This is a genomic window from Aliikangiella marina (genome assembly GCF_007004765.1).
Classification (GTDB): Bacteria; Pseudomonadota; Gammaproteobacteria; order Enterobacterales; family Kangiellaceae; genus Aliikangiella; species Aliikangiella marina.
In genome coordinates, this window is sequence record NZ_VIKR01000007.1 from 1 (window position 1) to 25,813 (window position 25,813).

The following is a 25,813-nucleotide window of genomic DNA, read 5'->3' on the forward strand; positions in this document are numbered from 1 at the left end:
AGCACCTGGCGGACCGCATTAGGTCCAGCGTTTCCGCCTGCATTTTTAGCAACATTTCCAACTCTGTATGCACTTGTAGAGGTACTAGAAAAATCGGTTTTAAACTTAATGTTGCCGACTGCATCGTAGCCATATTCAACGTAAGGTTGAGTTGCACCTGATAAGCTCAACGTCGAACGAATTAAGCGATGCAATTCATCGTAACCATAAGTCTCGCTATCAACATAGTAAGTACTACCGCCGTATCCCCCAACCGTTTGCTTGGTTAAATTACCGTAAGCATCATAACTATCGTAAACCACCGATTGACGCTCACTTGAATAGCGTTTTAGCTTCGAGTGTTTCATCTGACCCGTTTGTGCATGGAACTGGCGACTGACTCGGCTATAAACCCCCATACTCGCTTCAGTCCAATTACCCCAATCATCCATGGCAGTAATTTCACGATAAACCGTGTTATCTAGCGCATTTTTAGTTCGATTGTTGTATCCATAACTATTGAACTCATAAGCAACCACCAAATCATTTGGATATTGCTTACCTTTCACTCGTCCATAATTACCGTCATAAAAAACCGTTGATTCAAAGGTATCGCCATCAATATTAGTGACAGCACCTGTTGGGCGACAATAATCGTCATATTGATAAACACGCGAGAAATTCTCACTGCTTGGTAAGTCATGGCGCGTTTCCGAATTCGGTACACTTTTACAAGCCGCAGTATTAAAGCTAAATGAGGCCTCTAAGTCATCTAGATTCTTTCCATTTAAGTAGCGGCGGATTATTCGACTTAGCCCGTCATAATCATAATAATAAGTATTGTTCTCCGCATCAGTTTCCCACTCTACTTCGCCAAAACCGGTGTAGGAAAAATCCTTACGGCCCATGTTAGGATCATTCACCCAAAGCTTTTGCCCCAATGCATTATAAGTCGCGGTAATTGATGACCCTGCCGCATCATTGAGGACGATCGGACTACCCATACCATCGTATGCGTAACGCGTGACACCACCTTTGGCATCAGTCGTTCGCATTAACTGTCCGGTGCCACTGTAAGTGCGATACATCGGTTGATCGTTATTAACCACAATCCGAGTTCGATAGGGTGACAAAGAAGAACCAGCAGAGGCTCCGTAAGCATATTGAACATCCAAGGTTTGACCCGCTGTTTGATCAACAACTTTACGCAATAACCGACCAGTCACATCATATTGTAAGTACTCTGTACCATAAAGCCCATTTGCAAAGCGTGATGGCACCGACTCAAATAGTTTACGCCCTAACTCATCATAACGAACGTTCGTATAAATTGACGAACCATCAAAACCTTGAGTTCTGGTGTAAAGGGTACGATTAAACTTATCTTTATAAGCGCTACTTTGTGGTGTCCCCGCGGAGTAAGAGGTTACTTTGTAAACCAGTTTTGCATCACTGATCCCATCACATCCTTGATTACACGAAGCAAATCGTGTGTAAACTGGCTGACCGGTGCCACTCGGTGGCGTTGCTTTTTCAATACGACCAAAGTTGTCATAGTCAAAATAACTCACCAAACCATTAATATCAGTTGTTGAATTCGGTTGGCCATGAATTGGATTGGAATTAGTGTAAACCGTTCCGTCTATATTGGTGACACTAGCCACAAAATAGTTATCGCTTGAGTAGCTAGTGGTTACGCTTCTGTTTTGTCCATCCGCCTGGCTTGTGACCGAAGTTGGCAAACCATAGCTGTTGTAAACAGAAATTACTTTTGATGACTTACCCGAGCTTGGAATTGTTTGCGTGGTTGACGGTAAGCGACTGCCTTGCGAATCATATTGATCAATATGACTCGTGACCGTTTTATTGCCATCTAAGCTTGAGTTATAAACAGGATTTTGGGTAGTTCCGGAACTTAGCGCTTTGGTTGTCACCGCCGTGGATTTTAATTTATTAATCCACCACACACTGGTACTTGGCGAATAAAAAGTATTCACCGTTTGCGTTTCGTTAACACCAAAGCCTGAATCCACTTTACTCGTCGACTGCTTGATATTGCCGTATGCAAACTCGGCTTCCAAACTATTGATACTCATTTGCGTTGATAACGCGCCTGGATCCGATAATCCAATATAACTAGTTTTCTGAGACACTAGCTCTCCACCATTTAATTCATAAGTCGAAGCAATCGACTTAGCGGTTGGTGTCCAGTAGGTGCCGTGACCAGTTGTATCTATCTTGGCATAGCCCATTTGTGTTTCTGAAAGTTTCGAGGTAGAACAGGTGTCATCGTTAGACGAGGTTAAACAGGTTTTAACAGTCTCAATTTGTCCTGCATGCGGGAACTTCTGATGAAAATCTGTAACCGAACGAATACCCGCTGGACTATCAACAATGATTGAACGGAAGCCTTGGAATCCTCTACCTAAATGATTGTAGATCGCACCGCGATATTGGTAGTTAGTCGTTGAAAAACATGAGTCATTTGAACATGATGGCGTATCTGTAAGTCCACCATTCGATTGTTTAAATTCATCTACAACAATCATTGATGAGCTAAATAAAAACATATCGTCATGTTTATCAGCATAAAGACGCTCTGGATCATAGATTGTTAACTCACCTGTTGAATCTACAAAATCAGATAATGGCTTATAGTTCCACTTTGATTTAACACCCAGGCCATTTTCAACTGCTACCATCATGTCTGCTGGACGCGCTGAATTATTTCTCGCTACGCTTAATCCATTCTCGCTACCGTTGATATGTACGCCATTGTTCCAAGTGAAGCCAACTGTACTGTAAGCATCAAGTTGACCGTCACCATGCACGTCGGCTAAGCCTAAATCGTTCAATCGAGCTTCAATATCCGTTGACTTAAGAACTAAGGACACAGACCCAGCAGAGCCTTCATCAAAATCTAAATAGTTCCACTGCACTAAATGGTTTTGCAACCAAGGAAACTCATGTAACGAACAGTTACGCTCAGTATTGATTGTGTCATCTGCCGTTCCGCTCGGGTCAATACAATAGGTTTTTAAATGCTCTCCAGGAACTAATAGTTCATCTCTACCATCATTATCGATATCTGCAATTCGAAAGTGAGCACTGTAAGGCACATCAGGAATCTTGTAGTTGTATGGTGTAAAACCATAATCCTGGAAATCATTTTTAAAAGGGTTACCAGGGCAAATCTCACCTGGGAAACCAACTGGGCACACACTCGTTAAATTGAAGTTTTTCCCGGTGTTTACCGCATTATTAAATCCATCTCCGTTGTTTATTTGAACATACCAAAGGTCATTATGGGCATATAAAATATCGTTTAACCCATCACCATTAACATCAAGTTGAATGTTATATTTTTCCTTTGAACCAGCAAGAGGAATAGTTATTCCTTGGCTGGATAATGAGTGCTTGGTAGAAACTATTTGACCAGTTGGTGAAGTTTGATCAAGTAATACGACATAAAGCTTCTTGCCATAATAGTCCGTCACCCAAAAATCATTATAGCCATTACCATCGATATCACCTGCAGAAACTAAATTTTCGCCACGATATTCACGATAATCATAATCTTGAGCCCATCCATCTTGTGGGTTATAGATTTCTTGTGTTTGACAAAATTTAATAACTTGAGCGCTTGCGCAACTTAAATACGCGATTATTCGAGTGTCATCTATCGTTTCGCTTTCTCGATATTTATGATAAATAAAATCTCCGATTCCATCTCCATTCATATCTCCAACACTTGTGCTGTTTCGATATGGAACACTCGTTTCTTCGACTTTTCTTACACCGTTATCAAAGTAGATAAAGGCTTTATTGTTGTTAACTTTTGCCTCGTAATCGGCAATACCATCTCTATTAATGTCGATGGAAAATGCAACTGGGCTAGAGTTATTTTTTACAAATAGATCACTTACGCCCTCACCAAAAGCTGGTTCAGAATAAGTCAGCGATGTAATTTCATTTAAACTTTTATTAAGCTTGATAGTGTAAAGTTGTGAATTGCTTAAATACATCAAGCTTTTTTCACCGTCGCCATTTTTATCAGGGCCAAAGATAATTTTGTCGTTGGTGCGCGCATCAAACCCACTAATGTTAGCCATTTGATTGGTAAACCCAAGCGTAGGTTCATGCCAATCAAAGGTCGTTGCTGGTAGACACGCTGGCGAAGAATTCTTATACGCGCACTCAGTAACCGAGCGCAATAAGGTGCGACCAGATGCAGAACTCGGTGCACCATAATTTAGTGTATATCGACGAATGAGTTGCGAAATATAATAGGTATTAATCCTTGTTAAACGCTTCGTTTGCTCTGATTTGTAACCTGCCATATAACTGTGAGTTGGATCAGGCTTCGGCCCATAGTCAAAAGTCACCGAGCGATTGCCGGCATAACCATTTTCCCCGGTGTACTCAACCTTTGACATCAGGTATTCACCCATCCCATGCTCTGAGTAGGTGAATATCATATTATTTTTCTTAACAGTACGATCTTCAACTTTTGATAAAGCCCAACTCATTATGATACTTGAGTTACCCAAATAGTGTTTTGAGTTGCTGGTATTACCGTAGTAAGAAACCTTGCCATCTTTGCTCTCTACTTTAAACCAACTGCTAGAAGAACCGATTGAAGCAGAGTTTAAAGTCACTCGAGCAAAGCTGTCTAACTCAGTTCGATACTCGGAGCCACCTTGACCATAAAGTCCAGAAACCAACACAAGTTTTTGACCGTTGAGGCATAGTTTGTCAGTGTTATCTAATCGAACACTTCTTGCATATCCATCTTGTGCCATGGTTGCCGCGCAACGACTAACCGAACCGCCAACATTAAGGTTCCAACCGATACCGGCAACGCCATTCCCCCCTCGCGATGAGTAGCCGATTGAGACACTGGGCTGCATCCCGGCACGACCTGGTGGAACCGCAACCGGGATAGAGTAGGTAGCTGCACCACCGGAAACACCAGCTTGCCCCTCTAGCGCACCAATGGCTTGCTGGGAAGGCACCGATGGCGTGATTAAAGTCGCATCTGGAATTAATTCTGGATTGTTAACGGTTAGTTGCTTTGTCGCACTGTAACTAGAACATGGAGAGGATGCCGCAGAATTACACGCCCTGACGCGGTACTGATAATTACCCGGCGCTTTACCGGTAAAGCTTTTACTTAAAACATTTGATGAAACAACGGTTGTCCAACTGCCACTATTAAAACGCTCTTGAAGATTGTAATAAGAAACGGTACCCGACGGCTTAACCCAACTAATCGTATAATTGCCATTGTCACTCGACTCTGGTCCCAAGGGTACTGCTGGCGTGCTCGGCGCAGTCTGACCAGAAGAGACATTGATATAACCACTGTATCCCCAGCCACTGCAGACATCAGACCCACTAAAAGGCCGGTTACAAGCTATGACTCGATAGCGATAAGTGCCTGGAGCCTTACCTGAAAAGGTATGCCGAGTGGTGTTGGTAGGAATACTACTGACTACTGTACGCCAAGAACCAAAACTAAATGACTCCTCGACACGATAATAGCCGTTGGTAAAGTTCGATGATGGCTGCCACCCTAGAGTAAAAGTCCCAGTGGAGCTAGTCGTCGGCACAACAACACCTTGCGGCGTCGAGGGTACCGGCGTCAATTCTGGTTCTTCAAACCGAATATAAGCTGAAGCACTAAACGAAGATGCTACAACCAGCACTGAAAACGTCATCAATAAAACGCGCGAGAAGAGTTTCATTATTTTATCCCTGAATGTTTTAACTAACTGTTTTTAAAATTATTTGGATCCTAATGGTCAATCCGACTTTTTAACTATCAAATTTCCGCCAAAAGCTGGTACAAATCGGACATTTTGCTGTTTTTGACCAAAAATCACTCAATATTCTGTAAAAATCCATCTAAAAATGGAGTAAATCGATTGGCACCGAATTAAATTGAACACGAGTAGGTAAGAGAATCGGATATTGAAAATGGTCGCTAGAACTTTGATCATATACAGCGTATGACCATTTATAGCGTAGCTAAAATCCTTTTCTGACTTATCCCTTTAAACCACCCTTTGACACTCACCGACTCTGATACACTTTCGATGATGGGTATAATTTGAGCGCATTCTGACAAAAACGCGTTAAGTAAAATAGGTAATAATGCACATTTTTTCGCTGGCGAGGTTAGACAAAAATTATATGTCGCTTTTTCAAGCCTATGCTATTCGATGATTTTTTTTGGCCTTTTGAATCGAGTACCACTTAAAACTTGCAGGAAACTAATCTTAAAACTCCACTAAAAATACTTTTAGTGGAGTGACGCCCATTCAATTAAAAGGCACAATCGCAAAAGTCTTATCGTTAAGAAATTTTTCAAAATTTCGTTGATATTGACTCATACCTTCTGTAGTGCTCTTTAACGGCTCCATACCCAGCGCATATCGCTCGCCATTGATTTCCTCGTATAATTGATTACCGTAGGTATCAATAAAACTCAGATCATCCGCCGATAGGTCTATCTTGGAAGTGTGTAACCAAAACATCATATCTTGGTACGATTTTTCTCGACCGGCTAAGATCGCGGCTTTATGCGAAACCAAGTAATCCAACACCGCATATTTATGTTTCTCTGTTTCGCTCAGTGATGAATCATTCATATAAGGTATCGTTTCTCGCCAGTAGCGCGCTAACGAATCCAAATCGCCATATACCGCAGCTAGGCGCATCATTTGAAAACCCAACTCAGGCTGGTTTTCCTTAAAATGAATGTTAGCCATTTTCTTCATCGCTGTTACGTCACCTTGGTTAATCGCAGCATGAAGCGAATCTTTATCACCATACTTCAACTCATAGGTAACAATTTCAGCCACTCGCTTTCCGCTGGCTAAGGCCAAACGTTCTACTGGATATTGGTTTCTGCTTGGCCCACTATTGATGCTAGTCTCCGATGCTAACGACTCACTTTGCAAAGCTTTTTCACCAGCACTACGATTTTTTTCAGTGTCGCTTCCGCCTAAAACATCTCGCAATGAAACTGTCGCCACGGCTACAGCAATCATCATCGCAACGGCAAAAGCACCAACGCCATAATAGAAGAGTTTATTCATCACTTACTCCTCTAGCTTTGACCTGGCACTAAACCACATTGATTCCTTAGGTTCTGATTGTAGTCATACTTGCAACGCGAGATACTCAAACTAAATGACGCATCAGCGATCGCAAAACACTCGGTTCTGATATTTTTAAATGGCGGTGCAAATCGACAGGCTTCGTAGTCATCTAATTTTGCGGCAAGCGCGTTAATCTCACAGCGCCTAAAAGCTTGCGCCCGCTCAAATCGACAATCTTCGATATCATCTTGCACCGCTTCATCATTGAGATCGGGATCCGGCGTATCATCTTGACCGACATTGGCATCAGTCATACCAACATAGTTGTAAACACTGGTCCCCCAATCAGCCGATTCAAAATAAATTTTATAGCCAATCACGCGAATTATTTCGCCTCGATTATCCGTTGCCAAAACAGTTGACACGTATGCAGAAACTAAAACCGTAAAAACAATTAAAATATTTTTCATCATCTTATCATCCTTGTTTAAATGAAAATTAGAAAAGCCATAGATTGCGAATAAAGATAATTATGGGTAACGCCATTTCGCTTTATATTTGACTTTTGTACGATTAAAAACTTGTGACTTAAACTTATCGTTGAGCTACAGCGGCTTAGATATAAAGCTTTAAATCCAAAGCTCTGAAGAGAGAAGCTACAAGTACTATGTAGAGTAAGGGTAATTAAAGAATTCCGCTGTCGTCGATTCGCCAGCAACTATTAAAATTTAGCCAAGCAACCAACTGTTGGCCGATTAATGATATCTTATGACTTAAATTGAAATGTATAATTTTTTGGAGCGCCTGATTTTCTATAAGAAAATGCTTAAATAATCACTAAGAATTGTACAAATAAGATCGTGTTTCTTACTTCTGTAAAAGCGAAAAGCTTACAACGCTGTCAGTTACAAACCGTTAATGCTAACCGATAATTAAAAGAACGGATGGTTAAAACAATCGATAATTAAAACAAACGATAATATTTAGAAAACCCGACTCTACTAAAAAGCTTGTATCATTCTAATTGTTGTAAAAAAGGTTTCTCCACCCTATTATCTAAATCGGCTCTAAGAGATTTTAGAATCTCTAGCGGGATAGTTACGCCGCTGACTCGATTGGCAGGATGGTCAATTCCTAAAGTGATATTAGCGCCGGCTAAAACGGCATCAACCATTTCATCACTCAACTCAAACCGCAGAAAATGGACAGAAGAGGTTTTCTCATCCGTAGAGCGATCCAAATCTTCATTGGCAATCGCCATTACTTTCACAAAATCACTTACCTGTAACCAAATGGTATCCTCAATTCCGGTTCGTTCCGCCAGCTTAATACGTCGCTCATCCACATCTGGGTACTCCAACATTAAGGTCGCTTTAATATTGTTTTCACCGGATATTAATGGTGTATAAGCATCCAACTCTTCTTGAATAGCTTCTGCTTCAAAGATCTTTTCAACGCGCAACATCTCTTGTATTTGATATTGCACGGTGATTCTATCTTCAAAATAAAAGCGAATATTGTCATCCAACTGAAATTGGCGCTGTTTTTTGTAGCGCATAAATTTGCTACGAAAATCACCTCGGGCTGCAGCATATTGTTCCAGCGGCATTAAATCGGTTTTTGATAAAGTTTGCATTGTTGTTACCTATTCATAATCATTGAACGACGTTTGTAATAACTCCGCTATATACCATAAGCTTTTCGTAATAAACTCATGGGATGTTCCGCCACATCCGCTTCTTCTGCCAAATTAACAATATGCGTCGCAGCCATGGGGCAATCACTGGCAAAATGCGCAGCTTTCATTTGATTCACTTTGCGAACAACCGGCCTGGCTATCTTAACCGATTTGTCATGAGTTTCTTTTTTCACTGCATAAGTGCCATCATGCCCAGAGCAACGCTCAATCGCATGGACAGTTGTGTCTGGCACCATCGACAAAATATCTCTGGTTTTTAAACCGATATTTTGCACTCGCAAGTGACAAGCAACTTGATAACTGATATCTCCTAACGGATTCTTAAACTCTGTATTAAACAACTCAGATTTATGACGCAAGAATAAATACTCAAATGGATCAAAAAACGCAGCTTTTACTTTTTGAACATTGGGATCATCAGGAAACATCAACGGTAATTCTTGTTTAAACATTAATACGCACGATGGAACCGGTGCAATTAAGTCATAACCTCTATCAACCATATCGGCAAGTATCGGAATATTCGCCTCCATTGCTTTGGCGACACTCTCTAAATCCCCCAGTTCAAGTTTCGGCATTCCACAGCAGACTTCTTGATCAACCAATTGAATTTGGATCTTGTTATGTTGAAAGACTTTAAAAAAATCTTCTCCTAATTGAGGACTGTTGTAATTACCATAACAAGTCGCAAACAGGGCAACTTTACCGGTCGTTTTTTCAGTTTCGATAGGCTCAATCGATTGTGAGAGATTAGCAACCCTTTTACGCAAGGTTTTACTATGATACTTGGGAACCGGCGCATCTTTATGAACGCCCAACGTTTTTTCTAAAAGTCCACGAAAGGTTTTGTTTTGGTTTAACTTGTTGACCGTGACGTCCACCACAGGAATGGAAACTAAACCGCTGACTGAATCGGTACTAGTCAGAATTTTATCTCTTGGTCTGGCGCCGTTCTTTTTAAAGTTAACCGCTTTAGCTCGTAACATTAAGTGAGGGAAATCAACATTCCACTCATGGGGCGGAACATAAGGACACTTAGACATATAACACATATCGCACAAATAACATTGATCGACGACTTTGTAATAATCCGCCTTGTCAACACCATCAACTTCCATGGTGTCCGACTCATCGACCAAATCAAACAAGGTGGGAAACGCATCGCACAAACTCACGCAGCGTCGACACCCGTGACATATATCGTAGACTCTTTCTAACTCTTGATTAAGACTTTCTTCGTTCCAGAAATCCTCCGACTGCCAGTCGAGCGGATGACGGGTAGGTGCTTCCAAACTACCTTCACGTTGCGACACAATAATCTCTCCCTCTTTTAATAATCTCTCCCTCGTTATTTACACGAGCGGATAAAACAATAGGGAGATCAAACTCCCTATCTTGATTAAGGCTGTCTAAAGATTATTCGTCTAAATTATCGAGTGCTTTTTGGAAGCGGTTTGCATGACTGCGTTCTGCCTTAGCGAGCGTTTCAAACCAATCAGCGATTTCATCATGGCCTTCATCGCGAGCCGTTTTTGCCATGCCTGGATACATGTCTGTGTATTCATGGGTTTCACCCGCAATCGCCGCCGCCAAATTATCCGCCGTTCCACCAATCGGTAAACCTGTCGCCGGATCGCCGGTTTCTTCCAAATATTCCAAGTGACCATGAGCATGGCCAGTCTCACCTTCTGCAGTGGAGCGGAAAACAGCTGCAACATCGTTGTAGCCTTCAACGTCGGCTTTAGCAGCAAAATACAGATAGCGACGATTAGCTTGAGATTCACCTGCAAAAGCATCTTTGAGGTTTTGTTCTGTTTGAGAACCTTTTAATGACATAGTGACCCACCTTTGTAGTAATTAGCGTTAATAAAAATTAAACCATCTAACAACACTACCCGGTTAATTCACAGGTACAGCAGCGCCGTTCTTTCAGACTAGTCGACAGGTCGTTTTTTGTACAATTATTAATAACGATTGGGACATTGTTTTTCTCTATTCAATTATTTTCGCGCAGCCGACTTTTGCATTAGCGCTCGTTGAGATAAACACTGAGCGCAATGACACGAATATCGACATTAAAAAGCAGCATCGAAGACACTTAACTGCTATGCTAATAGGTGTAAAAACAATCGCTTATCCAATTTGTATCGCAATTTTGTATCGCCAAACGGAGCACGCATGGAATCGCCGTTACTTCCGGAAAATGAAAAACAGCGCTTAGCAGCGCTGCGCACCTTACAAATTCTAGATACTGATCCCGAAGAAAGGTTTGATCGCATCACCCGCATGGCCAAGCGGCTTTTTGGGGTTTCAATTTGTTTAGTCAGTTTGGTGGATAAAGAACGCCAATGGTTCAAATCAAAACAAGGCTTAGATGCCTGCGAAACCCATCGAGATATCTCATTTTGCGGTCATGCCATATTAGATGAAGCGTTGTTCGTCATTGAAGATGCCCGAGAAGACAAACGATTTTTTGATAACCCGCTGGTAACGGGCGAGCCTAAGATCCGTTTTTATGCCGGCTGCCCGTTAAAAACTCATAATGGCTTTAACATTGGTACTTTGTGTTTGATTGATCAACGTCCCAGAAAAATGGACGAAGAAGATCGGCAATTACTCAAAGACCTCGGGGCGATGGTTGAAAAAGAATTTACTGCCATTCAAATGGCGACTTTGGATTCGGTCACGTTAATCTCTAATCGTCGCGGATTCATGTCGTTAGCCGAACATACGCTGAATGTTTGTCGCCGCAAAGACTTACGATCAAGTTTAGTGTTATTTGAAATTGTGGACTTCCACAAGTTGAATGAAACCCATGGCGAAGCGCTCGGCCAAAGAGTCCTCAAGTGTTTTGCCCAAGGAATGGAGTCAGTATTTAGAGAGTCTGATATCTTTGCTCGATTAACCGCTGGAGAATTTGCTGTCTTACTGACCGATAGCGCTCCCGACGATATTGAAAGCATCATTCAGCGATTTAATGAAAAGCTGACCGAATTGCGACCAAACTTTGAAATCTCTACACCGATCGACTTTAAACATAGCGTGGCTCATTTTCCCTCAGACACCAACGTGAGTGCCGAAGAAATGGTCGAAATCGCGCTCAAATCGATGCCTTGATAAAAAACATAAAAGGTAACAGTTAATCGTTTTCAACTCTTCAGCTCGCAAATAATTGTTTAAATGCCCGATTTAAACGACAGCGTTTAAGTTTAAGGATTTTAATTTAGAATTTTAATTTCGCGATCGGAAATTAACCGGCGGACGGCTTTTAAAGAACTCTAATAGCAAGCGCGTCGCCTTAGCATCAGTCGCCCCTTGAGGAAATACCGCAAATAACTCTAAAGAAGCAAAAGAATATTCAGGCAACAATTCGATCAGTTTGCCGCTTTCTAGGTGAGACTTAACATCGTAGTGGGGTAAGAGGGCTAATCCATGACCTGCAAGCGCAAATTGGAGTCGCGCGGCAGCATTATTAGTGCTGATGTCACCATTCATCTCGATCGAGTACATGGTGTTTCCCTTACGCAAAACGACTTTTGCGGACTGGCGACGATAAATTATCCATTGGTGACCGTTTAGATCTTCTATCGTGCGCGGAAAGCCTTGCTGCTCGATATAAGTCGGCGATGCACACAGATAGCGTTTCATACTTGCCAATTTAACCGCTTGCAATTCGCTGTCTGGCAAAGGCCCAGCACGGATCGCTAAATCAATTCTTTCATCAATTAGATTGGTAATCGATTCAGAAAACTGAATATCTAGCGCGATTTTAGGATACTGCTTGCGAAACTCATTAATGACTGGCACCACCCATTGTAAGCCTAAATTGACGGGACAAGTCAACGCGACTCGGCCAACGGCAGCTTGTTGCAAATTTTTCAGCTTAAGATGTGCTTGTTCGGCTTCGGTAACAATTCGTCGGCAGTTATCATAAAACTCTTTACCGGCCGCGGTCAGACTTAAGCGCCGCGTACTCCGATTGATAAGCCGCACGCCCAATTGAGTCTCAAACTTTTTGATCTGGTAACTGACAACCGCGCGGCTCGCGCCTAAACGGCGAGCTGCTTCGCTAAATGAACCGGCATCTACCACTCTTACAAAAATGGTCATACCGCGTATTTCGTTCAGTACAGGATCATTCATTGTCAAAAATATACTAACAATAAGTTCAAATTTCACTATCTAGTTGAAGTTTTTTAACAATAATACAATTGATGACAGTTAATTCATTCATCAGGAGCAATTTAATGAAAGTACTTATCGTTCTTACCTCTCACGACCAACTGGGCGACACTGGCGAAAAAACAGGCTTTTGGCTCGAAGAGTTTGCAAGTCCTTACTATCATCTAATCGACAACCAGGTTGAAGTTACCTTAGCCTCACCTTTAGGGGGGCAACCACCTCTCGATCCCAAAAGCCACGCCGAAGATTTTCAAACCGATGCCACTCGCCGTTTTGATCAGGATAACGACGCCCAGCAACAACTGGCCAGTACCCTTAAACTCGAGACCATTAGCGCTGCTGATTACGATGCCGTGTTCTACCCGGGCGGTCACGGTCCACTGTGGGATTTATTTGACAACCAACACTCGATTCAATTAATCGAAAGTTTTATTGCACAAGGAAAGCCTGTTGCTGCGGTATGTCACGCACCGGCGGTATTACTTAATGCGAGAACGGTTGACGGCGAGCCATTAGTCAAGGGAAAAAAGGTAACCGGGTTTAGTAATAGCGAAGAAGCTGCAGTTGGTCTCACCGAGATCGTCCCCTATTTATTAGAGGACGCACTAGTCGCAGAAGGCGGGGAATATGAAAAAACCGAAGATTGGAATCCACTTGCTGTGGTCGATGGATTAGTCATTACAGGGCAAAATCCGGCATCCTCTGAAGCCGTCGCTGAGGCATTGTTAAACAAACTCAGCTAGTCAGAGCAAACCGACGAACATTCAAATAGGTACCGAAGGGAACATTGTTTCCTTCGGACAATAACATTCGAGGAGAACTCAATGCTTAACTATAAACTACTCGGTAAGTCTGGGTTAAGAGTTTCGGAACTGTGTCTCGGTACCATGAGTTTTGGACAGGATTGGGGGTTTGGCGCTGACGAGAAAACCAGTCGCCAAATCATGGACGTATTTAAAGCAGCCGGTGGAAATTTTATCGATACCGCGGACAAATATCACAACGGTGAAACCGAAGCATATATTGGTCGATGGCTTCAAAATGATCGAGACCGTATGGTCGTTGCCACAAAATACACTTTATCGATGGATCATACTGATCCTAATGCATCCGGTAATCAACGCAAAAACATGATGCGAGCGGTTGAAGGGAGTTTAAAACGTCTTAACACCGACTATATCGATTTGCTCTGGGTTCATGCTTATGACGATGATACCCCTTACCAAGAAACAATGCGTGCGCTCGACGACTTAGTAAGTCAAGGTAAGATCAATTACATTGGAATCAGCGATACGCCGGCATGGGTAGTGAGTGCTTCGAATACACTCGCAGAGCTTCGCGGTTGGACTCAGTTCATCGGAATTCAAGCGGAATATAACTTACTAACACGAGACCTCGAACGTGAGCTTTTGCCCATGGCCAATCAGTTTGATTTAGGTATTACCGCTTGGGCGCCACTAGCTGGTGGGGTACTTACTGGCAAGTATACTCGCGCTGGTGATAATGATTCTTTACGCCAGAGCGGCAATCAAGAAAAAGGGCGCTCATCGGCTAAAGGGCTGGCAATAGCGAAAGTCGTTGATGAAATTGCGGATGCCCATGGGGTCAGCTCAACACAAATTGCTCTCGCTTGGATTATGGCTCAGGGCTATCGATTTATACCAGTGGTCGGTGCGCGAAAGGTCAACCAGATCGAAGACAGTATTGCAGCAAGCCAGATTAAATTGAGCGAAGAATCACTCAACCGGTTGAATCAACTCACGCAAATTGAGCTTGGTTTTCCGCATGATTTTCTTGCTTCCGATCATATTCAAGAAATGGTTAAAGGCGAGCAGGTTCGTCACCGTATTTTGAGGAAGTCATAACGCCATCGTATAGCAAGCTTTGAAAAGACTTCTTTTGATCAAGGCTTGCTATCAAGAATTCGGTCCGACTCGCCACTTGAATAAAGCTCATCGACAACCGATTGAAATTTATCCTTATCGATCATAGCTTTTGATTTTTTTGAAATCCCTAAAAATGTCGGGTTCTCTTGACTGAAAGTATAGGAAGCTCTCACGAGGTGTGCTTGCCACTGGGGATATTTTGCAAATAACGATTCACAAATATCAACACTACAAATTATGGTATCGACCCGCTTGGACATTAGCATCTTAAATAATTGTTCTCGAGAGTCCACGTTAACTTTTTTAAACAATGATTGCTCTTTATCAAACTTTTCAAAATAACGATAACCGCGATTAACGCCAACACTCAACCCATTGAGATCTTCATATCGAGCAATCTTATGGGGTGCATTTTTATTAATATAAAACGCTTTATCAGAATTACCCGAGTATAGAAACAAATCCATATAATCTCTTCTGTCGTCGACATCTAATAAACCGATCATCAAATCACAGTCTCCACTACGCATGCAATTCAAACAGCGAGGGAAAGGTATGCCGACCTTGTAAGTAATCGAAAAACCGACACGATTTGCAATAACCGTTAACAGATCAATATTTCTTCCGGATACTTGGCCATCCTTTGCAACAATTTGCATAGGCGGATAATGATCAATACAAGCGATCACTTCAAGGTTGGCGGTTTTATTAGAAATCGTTTTAATCGGAGTCGATTGAGGAAAAAGCGCTTTTTCAGAAGCTAATTTAATGGTCGGAGCGGGTGCTTCTCTCGCAAATACATTATAGGCTTGCATGACAAAGAGCAAGACCCCAAATAGCTTTACAACACTTAACTTCTTCAAAAAAGTGGCTTTAAACGATAAAAATATGACTTGCTAATAAGTGTAGACAACTTTTACGTGAGCGAATAAATAAATGACTGAAGCTTATCAAGGTTGAGCTTTTTCACTCATTGACTTTGCATCTAAAGTCGGACGTGAGTAGATCTGCTCGATTTGGCCACTTGAGTAAAGCGACTCAATGGTTTTGCTCAGCTTATTCTTATCGATTTTTAGTTTGGACTTCTTTGATAAGCCAAAGTACGTTGGGTTATCTGCCGTGTAACTATAAGCTGCTCGGACAACTTTAAATTGCCAGTGAGGATTTTTCGCAAGAATGTTTTCACAAATAGCCAAACTGCAAATAAAGGTATCAATGCGATTTGAAAGCAACATACGAAATAGCTGTTCTCGAGTGCTCACAGTTACCTTTTCAAAAAGAGATTCCTCTTTGTCAAACTGTTCAAAATAGCGATAGCCCAAGCCGACACCAACAGTCAGCCCTTCGAGATCTTCGTATCGGTTGATCTTAATCGTGGAACCGGCATTTAAATAGAAGATTTTATCGGAACGACCTGCATACTGATACATATCCATATACTCACTGCGATCGTCGACATCTAGCAAACCGACCATAACATCGCAATTTCCGGTTCTCATACAATGAAGGCAACGAATAAAAGGAATATCCGTCTTGTATACGGGAGTAAAGCCGACTCGCTCGGCAATTAATTCCAGTAGTTCGATGTTTTTACCTTCGACAACGCCATTTGCCTTGACGATTTGAAGTGGCGGGTAATGATCAATACAAACTTTAGCTTGGACTTGAGTTTTACTGCTAGCATCTGCAGTAGAATCCGCGAATTGAGATTGCGGCTCTGAAGCAATAGCCTGTTTTGCACTTTCAATTGAGAGTACAAAACAAAAAATGACAAAACAAAAATTAATATATCGACAGATTGCTAGCGATTTTTTCATATATTGCCAAACGCAGTCATCGTTTATACAGTCACAGTATTAACTGGATGTTAGTTAAGTTTAGCTTGCTCAATCAAAGTTTAAAATATTTTTAACTACTATCAATAACGCTTAGTTCATACGCCTAATCTAGACGCATTAGCGCGAAATAAAGTCTTATTATGCTGCACTATCTATCGATTACGATTTAATGTTTTTGTCGTTTGTAATCAGCTATCTGGTTACCAAACCGATTTGCAACAGTAAATATCATCGGTTTGATTACGACCTCGCAGCGAGAAAATCTTGCATCGAATAAAATCCAGCGGGCTGTTTAGCTAACCAAATAGCGGCTTCAACGGCCCCTTCAGAAAAACAGTGGCGATTTTGTGCCTTGTGCTCAATCGTAATAATTTCATTATCTAAGGCAAACATCACCTGGTGCTCACCGATGATTTCTCCTGCTCGGATCACGGACATTCCAATTTCACCTTTATCTCGAGTCCGTTTTTCAAACCGACTATCAGTCGTCATCAAGTCTTCAAATTTCTCCCCCATTGCCTCTGCAATCGTCTCTCCCATGCGGATAGCGGTTCCTGAAGGCGCATCAATTTTATGTTTGTGGTGAGCTTCTATAATTTCAATATCAGCTTGTTTACCCAACATTTTGGCGGCAAGCGATAAAAGGGCAAGCGTCGAGTTAACCCCAATACTGGTGTTGGGAGCCAATAACACGGGAATCTCATTCGCAATATTTTCGATTTGGGCGATTTGCTCATTATTAAACCCCGTTGTACCGATCAAGACCGGGGTTTTGCTGACATGGGCTTGTTGTAATAACCCCAAAGTTGCTTGCGGCAAGCTAAAGTCAATCACTACATTACTTTGAGCTAACCCTTCCGATAAATCACTGGTGTAGTTAATTGGATTGAGCTCAACTTGGCGTCCCACTAGGCGATGAGATGAACGGCAAAATGCTGCAGATAATTGAGCCTCCGCATGCGCAGTTACTTGGCGAATCACTTGTTGACCCATTTTACCGGAAGCAGCGTTGACAGCGATCTTAGTTTTCATTGTCACGATCCTTTAGGATAAAGCATACACCGATGAAGCCGATTCACCGGTGGTTAAATTGTCGTTGGAAGCTAGTTTTTATCTTAAACTAGCATTGATTGATTCGAGAATATCACTCCCTGGACAGAGCTCTGATTCACTCATTTGATTGAGCGGTTTTGACGAAGTGTTAATAATATCATGGGTATCTTTTGAGTTCGTATTGAGATGCAATAACCCGGTCAAAACCTGCTGGTTTTGTTTCGCTTCTTCTAAAGCTGATAAAACAGATTCACGACAAGTAATATCGAGAGAATCTGGTTGGCGATGCAAGTTAAGCGTCGTTCCGTCATGTAACTGAATACTCTCAGTGAGCTCGTTCGGGTTTTGCACTTGGATCTCTGCCGCTTCCGGCACTAAGTCAAACTTGCCTGTGGCTTCTTTGTGATCGCGAACCCACTCATAACTCTTAGTTGACTGCGGATTGTTGTTAAACGTGACACAAGGCGAAATACAGTCAATCAAGGCAAAACCATTATGCTTAATAGCACCTTTTATTAAAGGTACTAGCTGATCTTTATCGCCAGAAAAACTTCGCGCGACATAACCAGAACCCAAGGATATTGCCAATTCACATAAATCCATTGGCTCATACATATTCGGTACGCCTTTTTTGCTGGCACTCCCTAAGTCGGCAGTCGCCGAGTCTTGGCCCTTGGTTAAACCATAAACACCATTATTCATCACGATATAAACCATATTGAGGTTGCGACGAACAAGGTGCATAAATTGTCCCATACCAATTGACGCCGTATCTCCATCGCCGGATACGCCAATATAGGTCAAATCACGGTTTCCCATATTCGCACCAGTCGTGACTGAAGGCATTCGACCATGCACGGAGTTAAATCCGTGTGAATTTGACAAGAAGTACGCGGGCGTCTTTGAGGAACAGCCGATCCCCGACATTTTGGCAATTTTATGTGGCTCTAACGATAATTCAAAACACGCATTAATAATGGAGTTACTGATAGAATCATGACCACAACCCGCACATAACGTAGAAAGCGCACCCTCATAGTTAGCCTGGGTATAACCTAGTTTATTTTTTTGAGCGTGTGGGTGTCGAAAACTCGATCTTAAGTAACTCATGCTTCCACCTCTTGACCACTGCTGTGGGCCGTTGTGAATGGATTAACCTGCTCGCCATTGAGCATTCTCTCGATTTTACGCTTAATTCGGCGGGCACGAATTGGCATACCGTCAATATTCAAAATTGAGCGTAACCGCTCTGTACCCACATTAAATTCATTGATAAGAAGAGTACGCATTTGTGCATCACGATTTTGTTCAATCACAAAAATAGTCTCGTGTTGCTCGATAAAATCTTTTATATCGGGATGAAATGGGAAAGATTTTATTCGGCAAGTATTAATTTTGATGCCATCTTCTTGCAGCCCATCGAGTGCTTCGTAACTGGCTTGGGTTGTTGTCCCATAAAAAATGGCGGCAATCTTAGCGTCTTTATCGCGGAATTTAATTTGTGGTTTGGGGACCAACGACTTGGCCGTTTCCCACTTAAGTACTAAGCGTTGCATGTTGTCTTCATAAGCACCGCTGTCTTCAGTATAAGCGGCATATTCATCGTGCGATGATCCGCGCGTAAAGTAAGAACCTTTTGTTGGGTGAGTTCCAGGATAAGTGCGATAGCCGATACCATCACCATCGACATCTCTATAACGCCCCCATCGCTCGGTCATATTCTCTAAATCTTCGGCAGTTAAAACTTTACCCCGATCATATTTGCGCTCATCGTCCCACTTAAATGGACGACTCATGTGATCATTCATCCCGAGATCTAAATCTGACATTAAAATAACCGGCGTTTGCAAATGATCGGCAAGATCAAAAGCTGCTGCTGACATTTCAAAGCATTCTGCTGGATCACAAGGAATCAACAAGACATGCTTGGTATCACCGTGCGAGGCATAAGCCGCAGAAATAATGTCCGACTGCTGGGTGCGAGTCGGCATTCCTGTTGATGGACCACTACGTTGAATATCCATCAACACCACCGGAATTTCAGCAAAATAAGCTAGCCCTAAAAACTCACTCATCAAAGACACACCAGGTCCAGACGTCGCAGTAAAAGCACGCGCGCCATTCCAGTTAGCACCAATCGCCATGCCAATTGCGGCTAACTCATCCTCCGCTTGTAAAATCGCAAATTTATTTTCACCAGTTTCTGGATCAATACGGTACTTCTTCGCATACTTTTCAAATGCTTCGACAACCGAGGTTGATGGCGTAATGGGATACCACCCAACAAAGGTTGCACCGCCATAAATCGCCCCAAGCGCTGCCGCGGCATTACCATCTATCATGATAAAATCACCAACGTTATCGCGGCGGTGAACACGTAAACCACAGGTTTCGGTATAATGCGTTTTGGCATAGTTATAGCCCAGTTCTAACGCCTGGATATTCGGCGGAATCAGTTTCTCTTTTTTGGCAAACTGGTCTTTGACCATATTGGTTAACACTTCAAATTCCATGTCGAACAAATAGGCCAGCGCGCCGACGTAAATGATATTTTTAAATAATTGTCGCTGACGGGGATTGGTATAATGTTCAATCACTAATTCAGTCAGCGGCAAGCCTATTTCAATAACATCGTCACGCTTAAAATCTCTCGGCAATGCCTTAGTTGAGTCATACATAAAGTAGCCGCCGGGCACTAATGATTCATAATCTTCGCGCATGGTTTGACCGTTGATAGCAACCACAAAATCCACATCACCACGACTACCTAAGAATCCTTTTTCGGTAACACGAACCTCAAACCAAGTCGGTAAACCTTGAATGTTTGAAGGAAAGATATTTTTGGGGCTTACAGGCACCCCCATTCTAAATACCGCTTTGGAAAACATGTTGTTAGCACTGGCAGAACCAGTTCCATTTACATTTGCAAACCGGATAACAAAATCGTTGACAGCTTCTATGCGCATTCTGTGCCCGCCTTAGTGACTGAATAAGTGAATTTTTGCATGTCCCAAGCTGCTGTTGGGCAGCGTTCTGCACACAGACCACAATGCAAGCAAACATTTTCATCTTTAACCATTACCCGATTAGTTTTTAATTCACCGGATACATATAAATCTTGTGAACGATCATCAGCGGGTTCAAGTAATCGGCCACGCAAATCATCTTCTTCACCATTATCAATGAAGTTAATACAATTAGTCGGACAAATATCCGTACAAGCGTCACACTCAATGCACAAGTTATCGGTAAATACGGTTTGAACATCACAGTTCAAACAGCGCATGGCTTCTTGATAACCTAACTCTTGGTCAAACCCTTTTTCGACTTCTAACTTTAAATTTTTGAGGGCAATTTCTTTATCTACGTGTGGCACTAAATGACGTTTGTCATGATCGATTTCATTATCGTAAGTCCACTCATGGAAGCCCATTTTTTGAGAAACCAAATTTACTTGAGGGTCTAAGCGCTTGGTGACGCTGTTTCCTGAGCAGAATTGATGTATCGACACTGCTGCTTGGTGTCCATGTGCGACGGCGGTAATAATATTAGAAGGCCCAAAAGCCGCATCACCGCCAAAAAATACTCTTTCGTTGGTTGATTGAAAAGTGACCTCGTCGACCACCGGCATATCCCATTTCCCAAACTCGATACCAATGTCACGCTCGATCCAGGGGAACGCATTGTCTTGACCGATTGCAATCAACACATGATCGCATTCCATATAAACTAGATCTTCACCGGTTGGTACCAAGCTGCGTTTACCATTTTCATCATACTCAGCGCGGACTTTCTCAAACTTCATTCCAACTAGCTTGCCATTCTCAACAACAAACTCGTGGGGAACATGATTTTCGTAAATCGGGATATCTTCATTTTCCGCATCTTCAATTTCCCAAGGCGATGCTTTCATCGTCGCTTTCGGCGAGCGTACGACAACTCGAACATCGTCGCCGCCGAGACGCTTCGAAGTTCGGCAACAATCCATCGCAGTGTTACCACCGCCCAGAACAATGACTTTTTTGCCAATACTTTTGGTATGTCCAAAGGCGACACTGTCGAGCCAATTGATGCCGAGGTCGATATTCGCATCACCTTCTTTACGGCCAGGTAAGTTAGCCAGGTCTCGACCATTGGGCGCGCCCGAACCAACAAAAATCGCATCATACTCCTGGTTATCAACCAAGGATTTTAAGCTGTCGACATAATGTTTGAAATGGGCGGCAACTCCCATGTCGAGGATGTAATTGACTTCTTCTTCAAGAACTTCAATTGGCAATCGGAATGAAGGGATTTGACTGCGCATAAATCCGCCGCCTATATCTTGCTCGTCAAATAATTCTATTTCGTATCCAAGTGGTGCTAAATCTCTCGCAACCGTTAAAGAGGCCGGACCAGCACCGACTAACGCGATTTTCTTACCATTTTTTGGAGCGATTTCTGGTAGCCGGTCTTTGATCTCAGATTTATTATCTGCGGCTACTCGTTTGAGTCGGCAAATAGCAACAGGCTCTTCTTCCACCCGGCCGCGACGACAGGCAGGCTCGCACGGTCTATCGCATACACGCCCCAATATTCCCGGAAACACATTCGATTCCCAGTTGATCATGTAGGCATCATCATATCGACCGGCAGCAATCAACCGAATGTACTCTGGCACCGGTGTATGTGCAGGACAGGCATACTGGCAATCGACTACCTTGTGAAAGTATTCAGGATTTTTTATATCTGTTGGTTTCACTCCACTTCCCCATCAGTCTGTGAGTAGGAAACGATATGTCTTGATCAAGACATTTTTGCGTTCGTATTACAATGCCACTTTGGTATAAATTTTGTCTGAGATAGCAGTGGCAAAATTACCGCCCTATCATAGATTATTTTATGCACTCTGCGCGAGAAATAAACGGAGTTTTTGAGTGGTTTTATGGTAATTTTGTACAAAAAAGAATCGAATTTTGAACAATGGCCTTAAATTCTTATTCGATTGGTTTAAAAACAACCAATTTAGCGCTAAAAAAGCAGGTTACTCGTCGCTGTTGAATCCCCCAACAACGGTACTTAAAGCTTTCCCTTATGATTTAATTTGCCGACTGACTTGCTTATTAACGCTGGCTTCAACTAGAGTCTCGCCATGGACAAATTAAAGGCGCATTCAATCCTCTCTGCGATTATGCTGGTTTCTGTTTTAGGAACTGCAGGGATCGCTCTACCGTACCCATTGCTATCTCCTTACTTTGTCAGTGGTGTCGAGGATCCACTGACCCAGTTTCTCGGCTTAAATCCTAAAATACTCCTCGGTATCACGCTCGCCGCCTACCCGCTCGGAACCTTAATCGGTAGTAATATCATCGGCTCTTTATCTGACAGGTATGGCCGTAAACCGATATTACTTTATACATTGTTGGGAAGCGTGGTGGGCTATCTTTTGACCGCAGCGACTTTTGTTTGGGGAAGCTTTTTGGGGTTTATCGCGATGCGATTTATAACCGGCTTTTGTGAAGGAAACATATCCATCGCAAGGGCTATTGCGGTTGAGTTGCATCCACATATCGACCGCCACCGTGCCATGTCCTTAGTCTATGCAACAGTTTATGCCGGCTGGCTTATCGGCCCTTTAGCGGGTGGCTACTTGGCCCCTTATGGCATCGATACGGCCTTTGTGATTGCTGGGTTAGCCATGCTGCTCGCCACTTTGATGGTGATGATTATTTTACCAAGTCAACCACCACAAAAACCTTCTAATATCAGTATTTGGCGAGAAATCAGCCAAAACCATTCGGCAGTTTTACTCAAAGAACCCGCCATTCGACGTTTTTTTGTTTACTATTTCCTTTATACCCTAGGGATAAACGCATACTACGAATTTTATCCACTATGGACCGTAGAAGCGCATGGGTTTGATAGCAAACAAATTGGCTGGATTACCGTTGCGATCACCAGCTTAATGATAATGATGAGTGTTTCAATTGCTGACAAAATTCCCAAAGCAATTGGTGATAAACCGGCATTGCTCGGCGGCAATATACTTTTTGGATTTTTAATCATTATCGCCACTTTTACCGCAATGCCGTGGGTGTATTTACCGATCGCCTTAACCGGTGCTGTGATCGCAGTCATCAACCTAGTCTTCCCGGTATTACTTTCAAAATACTTTGGTCATTTGGGACAAGGTAAAATTATGGGGTTGCAGGTCAGTTTTTTCTGTTTGACCAACTTCCTGGTGGCTATTTTGGGTAGCTTGGTGTCTTTAATTAGTGCTGAAACCACCCTTTGGGTCGCAGCAGTGTTAATCATTATTTCTGTTTTTACTTTTGAAACGCCAGAACAGACCGAGTTAGACCGAGATAAGCCAAGTGATTCAACCGAGCCATCGACATCAGACTAACTTGGACTAAGTACTTTGAGGAGTTTTTGCAATGCATCCTCGACTTGTTTAACGTCATTTTTTGACAAACCACTCAAATGCGCCGTCCAAAATTCGGTCGCCATTTTTTGAGCTGATTGGTAGGTTTGTACACCTTTTTGAGTTGGCACTATCCATCGCTGTCTAGCATCATCTTTCGATTGAGCTCGAATGACCAGCGCTTCATTTTGTAATTCATCCACCAGTTTAGACATAGTCGGCATGCTCACACCTTGAATCTCACAAAGCTGTTTGAGTGTAATCGGGTTATGTTGATTAATTAGTCCGAGTACTTCAAGCCGTGCGTTTGACACAGGAGACTCTTGGGAAAGCCGGTTAATAGAACGATTAAGTCGAAAAAGCTGGTTTATTACAGACATAGCCAGAAATTAGTTAGCATTGCTAATCAATAAGTCTATCGGTATGTATTAAGCTAAGTCAATACATACCAATATCCACTATGCTTAAAATCTCATGCTGATGTCGCTGGCGATATTCTGCAGTAATTATAAAGGTCTTCGACTACACTAGTAGGGTGACCCTTTCGCAAAGCATTACGCTGCAATGAATCCTAACAAGACAATTCACCCAATTTTAAAAAATAACTACATTCCAAGACTGCTAGCGTCTGGTTTATTTGTTTTGTCTGCATTTGCTGAGTTTGAGATAGCCGATAAAAGTGCTCAATTCTGGTTACTGATCCTTTTTGCTTTGAGTTGGCCGCACATCGCGAGATTTTCACCTTTTTTTTCAAAAGAATCCAAACAAAGTGAATTAGTCAACATGCATATCGATGCAATATTTAGCGCGATTTTTTTGATTGTATTGTCTACCTATCATTTCGCCGGTTTGGTGCTCGCCATCCTGGTTGCCAATGCATTGTTCATTGGCTTTTTTAAATTACTCCTATCAACTTTAGCCACCTTTTTTAGTTTGGTTTTACTTTGGCACTTGTTTATTTCACCGATTGATCTTCAGCCAGCGAGTATTGCAGCACAACTTGTCGGCGGAGCATTCGTCATTTTTTATTATTCAACTTTCGCAACTATGGGTTATCACCTGACTCGTAATATGATAAAGCTCAACCGAAAAGTTGAAGCTTTATCACAAACTGATCCACTAACCGGCTGCTTTAATCGATTATATTTAGACAGCAACCTGAACAGCGAACTCAATCGAAGTAATCGTTTAAATTATCCGTTATGTTTAATCTTTGCCGATATCGATCACTTTAAACAAATTAACGATCACCATGGCCATGTTGTGGGCGATGCCATTCTAAGAGAATTTGTTCATTTAGTTACACTGGCTGTACGAAATGAGTTTGATTGGGTTGCGCGATACGGCGGCGAAGAGTTTGTTATCGTACTACCAAATTCGGATCTGAAGAACGGCACCAGAGTCGCCGAGCGAATTCAAAAAAAGCTAGCTCAACATAAAATTTCAGTTGAAGATTCCTCATTTTCGATCACCTGTAGTTTCGGAATTTCTTGTAACAATACACCAAGTAATCTAGGTACCAGCGAGCTTATCAAACAAGCCGACAAAGCACTTTATCTGGCAAAACATGCAGGTCGGAACTGTATAAAAACCGCAAAGCAACTCAGTAATAATGAGCCCCGCTAATACGAGACGAAAAAAAGGCAGCTTGCTTGCTGCCTTTTTAG

Annotated in this window: 19 protein-coding genes; 5 read left to right on the forward strand and 14 right to left on the reverse strand. The window is 42.4% G+C overall.

Annotated elements, in window-relative coordinates; genetic code table 11:
- The 6 genes from FLL45_RS21310 to FLL45_RS21335 form a co-directional block, all read right to left on the reverse strand.
- A partial coding sequence (locus tag FLL45_RS21310) for a SpvB/TcaC N-terminal domain-containing protein (protein WP_142944087.1) occupies positions 1–5,726 on the reverse strand: 5,726 nt, incomplete at its 3' end.
- A 576-nt stretch (positions 5,727–6,302) separates the two neighbouring features.
- Positions 6,303–7,082 (reverse strand): hypothetical protein, encoded by a 780-nt coding sequence (locus tag FLL45_RS21315; RefSeq protein WP_142944088.1) that lies wholly within the window; start codon positions 7,080–7,082, stop codon positions 6,303–6,305.
- 11 nt (positions 7,083–7,093) lie between these two features.
- A complete protein-coding gene (locus FLL45_RS21320) occupies positions 7,094–7,558 on the reverse strand; it encodes a hypothetical protein (RefSeq protein WP_142944089.1) in 465 nt (154 codons plus the stop codon).
- Between the two features lie 542 nt (positions 7,559–8,100).
- Entirely contained in the window at positions 8,101–8,721 is a 621-nt protein-coding gene (locus tag FLL45_RS21325) for a DUF3501 family protein (protein ID WP_142944090.1), read from the reverse strand.
- Positions 8,722–8,768: 47 nt separating this feature from the next.
- Positions 8,769–10,097: a heterodisulfide reductase-related iron-sulfur binding cluster gene (locus tag FLL45_RS21330; protein WP_246075870.1), complete on the reverse strand. Its 1,329-nt coding sequence runs from the start codon at positions 10,095–10,097 to the stop codon at positions 8,769–8,771.
- A gap of 103 nt (positions 10,098–10,200) precedes the next feature.
- A complete protein-coding gene (locus FLL45_RS21335; RefSeq protein ID WP_142944092.1) occupies positions 10,201–10,620 on the reverse strand; it encodes a rubrerythrin family protein in 420 nt (139 codons plus the stop codon).
- Positions 10,621–10,962: 342 nt separating this feature from the next.
- Here FLL45_RS21335 and FLL45_RS21340 point away from each other — a divergent pair, with 342 nt between their 5' ends.
- Entirely contained in the window at positions 10,963–11,901 is a 939-nt protein-coding gene (locus FLL45_RS21340; RefSeq protein WP_142944093.1) for a sensor domain-containing diguanylate cyclase, read from the forward strand.
- 114 nt (positions 11,902–12,015) lie between these two features.
- Here the strand turns inward: FLL45_RS21340 and FLL45_RS21345 are convergent, their stop codons facing one another.
- Positions 12,016–12,927 carry a LysR family transcriptional regulator gene (locus FLL45_RS21345; protein ID WP_142944094.1) on the reverse strand — a complete coding sequence of 304 codons (912 nt, stop codon included), beginning with the start codon at positions 12,925–12,927 and terminating at the stop codon, positions 12,016–12,018.
- A gap of 104 nt (positions 12,928–13,031) precedes the next feature.
- On the opposite strand from FLL45_RS21345, the gene FLL45_RS21350 reads away from it, so the two are divergent.
- On the forward strand, positions 13,032–13,709 hold the full coding sequence (locus FLL45_RS21350) for a type 1 glutamine amidotransferase domain-containing protein (RefSeq protein ID WP_142944095.1): 678 nt from the start codon (positions 13,032–13,034) through the stop codon (positions 13,707–13,709).
- An 81-nt stretch (positions 13,710–13,790) separates the two neighbouring features.
- Positions 13,791–14,831 (forward strand): aldo/keto reductase, encoded by a 1,041-nt coding sequence (locus FLL45_RS21355; RefSeq protein ID WP_142944096.1) that lies wholly within the window; start codon positions 13,791–13,793, stop codon positions 14,829–14,831.
- Between the two features lie 38 nt (positions 14,832–14,869).
- On the opposite strand, the gene FLL45_RS21360 is transcribed toward FLL45_RS21355, so the two are convergent.
- The 6 genes from FLL45_RS21360 to FLL45_RS21385 form a co-directional block, all read right to left on the reverse strand.
- Entirely contained in the window at positions 14,870–15,715 is an 846-nt protein-coding gene (locus FLL45_RS21360; protein WP_142944097.1) for a substrate-binding periplasmic protein, read from the reverse strand.
- Between the two features lie 87 nt (positions 15,716–15,802).
- Positions 15,803–16,669 carry a substrate-binding periplasmic protein gene (locus tag FLL45_RS21365; RefSeq protein ID WP_142944098.1) on the reverse strand — a complete coding sequence of 289 codons (867 nt, stop codon included), beginning with the start codon at positions 16,667–16,669 and terminating at the stop codon, positions 15,803–15,805.
- Positions 16,670–16,930: 261 nt separating this feature from the next.
- A complete protein-coding gene (gene dapB / locus FLL45_RS21370) occupies positions 16,931–17,722 on the reverse strand; it encodes a 4-hydroxy-tetrahydrodipicolinate reductase (RefSeq protein ID WP_142944099.1) in 792 nt (263 codons plus the stop codon).
- 78 nt (positions 17,723–17,800) lie between these two features.
- Positions 17,801–18,853, reverse strand: coding sequence for a 2-oxoacid:ferredoxin oxidoreductase subunit beta (locus tag FLL45_RS21375; protein WP_142944100.1), 1,053 nt, complete (start codon positions 18,851–18,853; stop codon positions 17,801–17,803).
- Positions 18,850–20,709 (reverse strand): 2-oxoacid:acceptor oxidoreductase subunit alpha, encoded by a 1,860-nt coding sequence (locus FLL45_RS21380; RefSeq protein ID WP_142944101.1) that lies wholly within the window; start codon positions 20,707–20,709, stop codon positions 18,850–18,852. Before FLL45_RS21380 ends, FLL45_RS21375 begins: the two co-directional genes overlap by 4 nt.
- On the reverse strand, positions 20,700–22,484 hold the full coding sequence (locus tag FLL45_RS21385) for an FAD-dependent oxidoreductase (RefSeq protein WP_142944102.1): 1,785 nt from the start codon (positions 22,482–22,484) through the stop codon (positions 20,700–20,702). The genes FLL45_RS21380 and FLL45_RS21385 overlap by 10 nt, the downstream gene beginning before the upstream one ends.
- A 390-nt stretch (positions 22,485–22,874) precedes the next feature.
- Here FLL45_RS21385 and FLL45_RS21390 point away from each other — a divergent pair, with 390 nt between their 5' ends.
- Positions 22,875–24,128, forward strand: a complete 1,254-nt coding sequence (locus FLL45_RS21390; RefSeq protein ID WP_142944103.1) for an MFS transporter — start codon at positions 22,875–22,877, stop codon at positions 24,126–24,128.
- On the opposite strand, the gene FLL45_RS21395 is transcribed toward FLL45_RS21390, so the two are convergent.
- The gene (locus tag FLL45_RS21395) at positions 24,125–24,460 is read right to left on the reverse strand and encodes a MarR family winged helix-turn-helix transcriptional regulator (protein ID WP_185964583.1); all 336 of its coding nucleotides are present in this window, start codon (positions 24,458–24,460) and stop codon (positions 24,125–24,127) included. The genes FLL45_RS21390 and FLL45_RS21395 overlap by 4 nt on opposite strands.
- A gap of 250 nt (positions 24,461–24,710) precedes the next feature.
- On the opposite strand from FLL45_RS21395, the gene FLL45_RS21400 reads away from it, so the two are divergent.
- Complete coding sequence (locus tag FLL45_RS21400; protein ID WP_142944105.1) at positions 24,711–25,772, forward strand: sensor domain-containing diguanylate cyclase; 1,062 nt, start codon at positions 24,711–24,713, stop codon at positions 25,770–25,772.
- Positions 25,773–25,813: the final 41 nt, after the last annotated feature.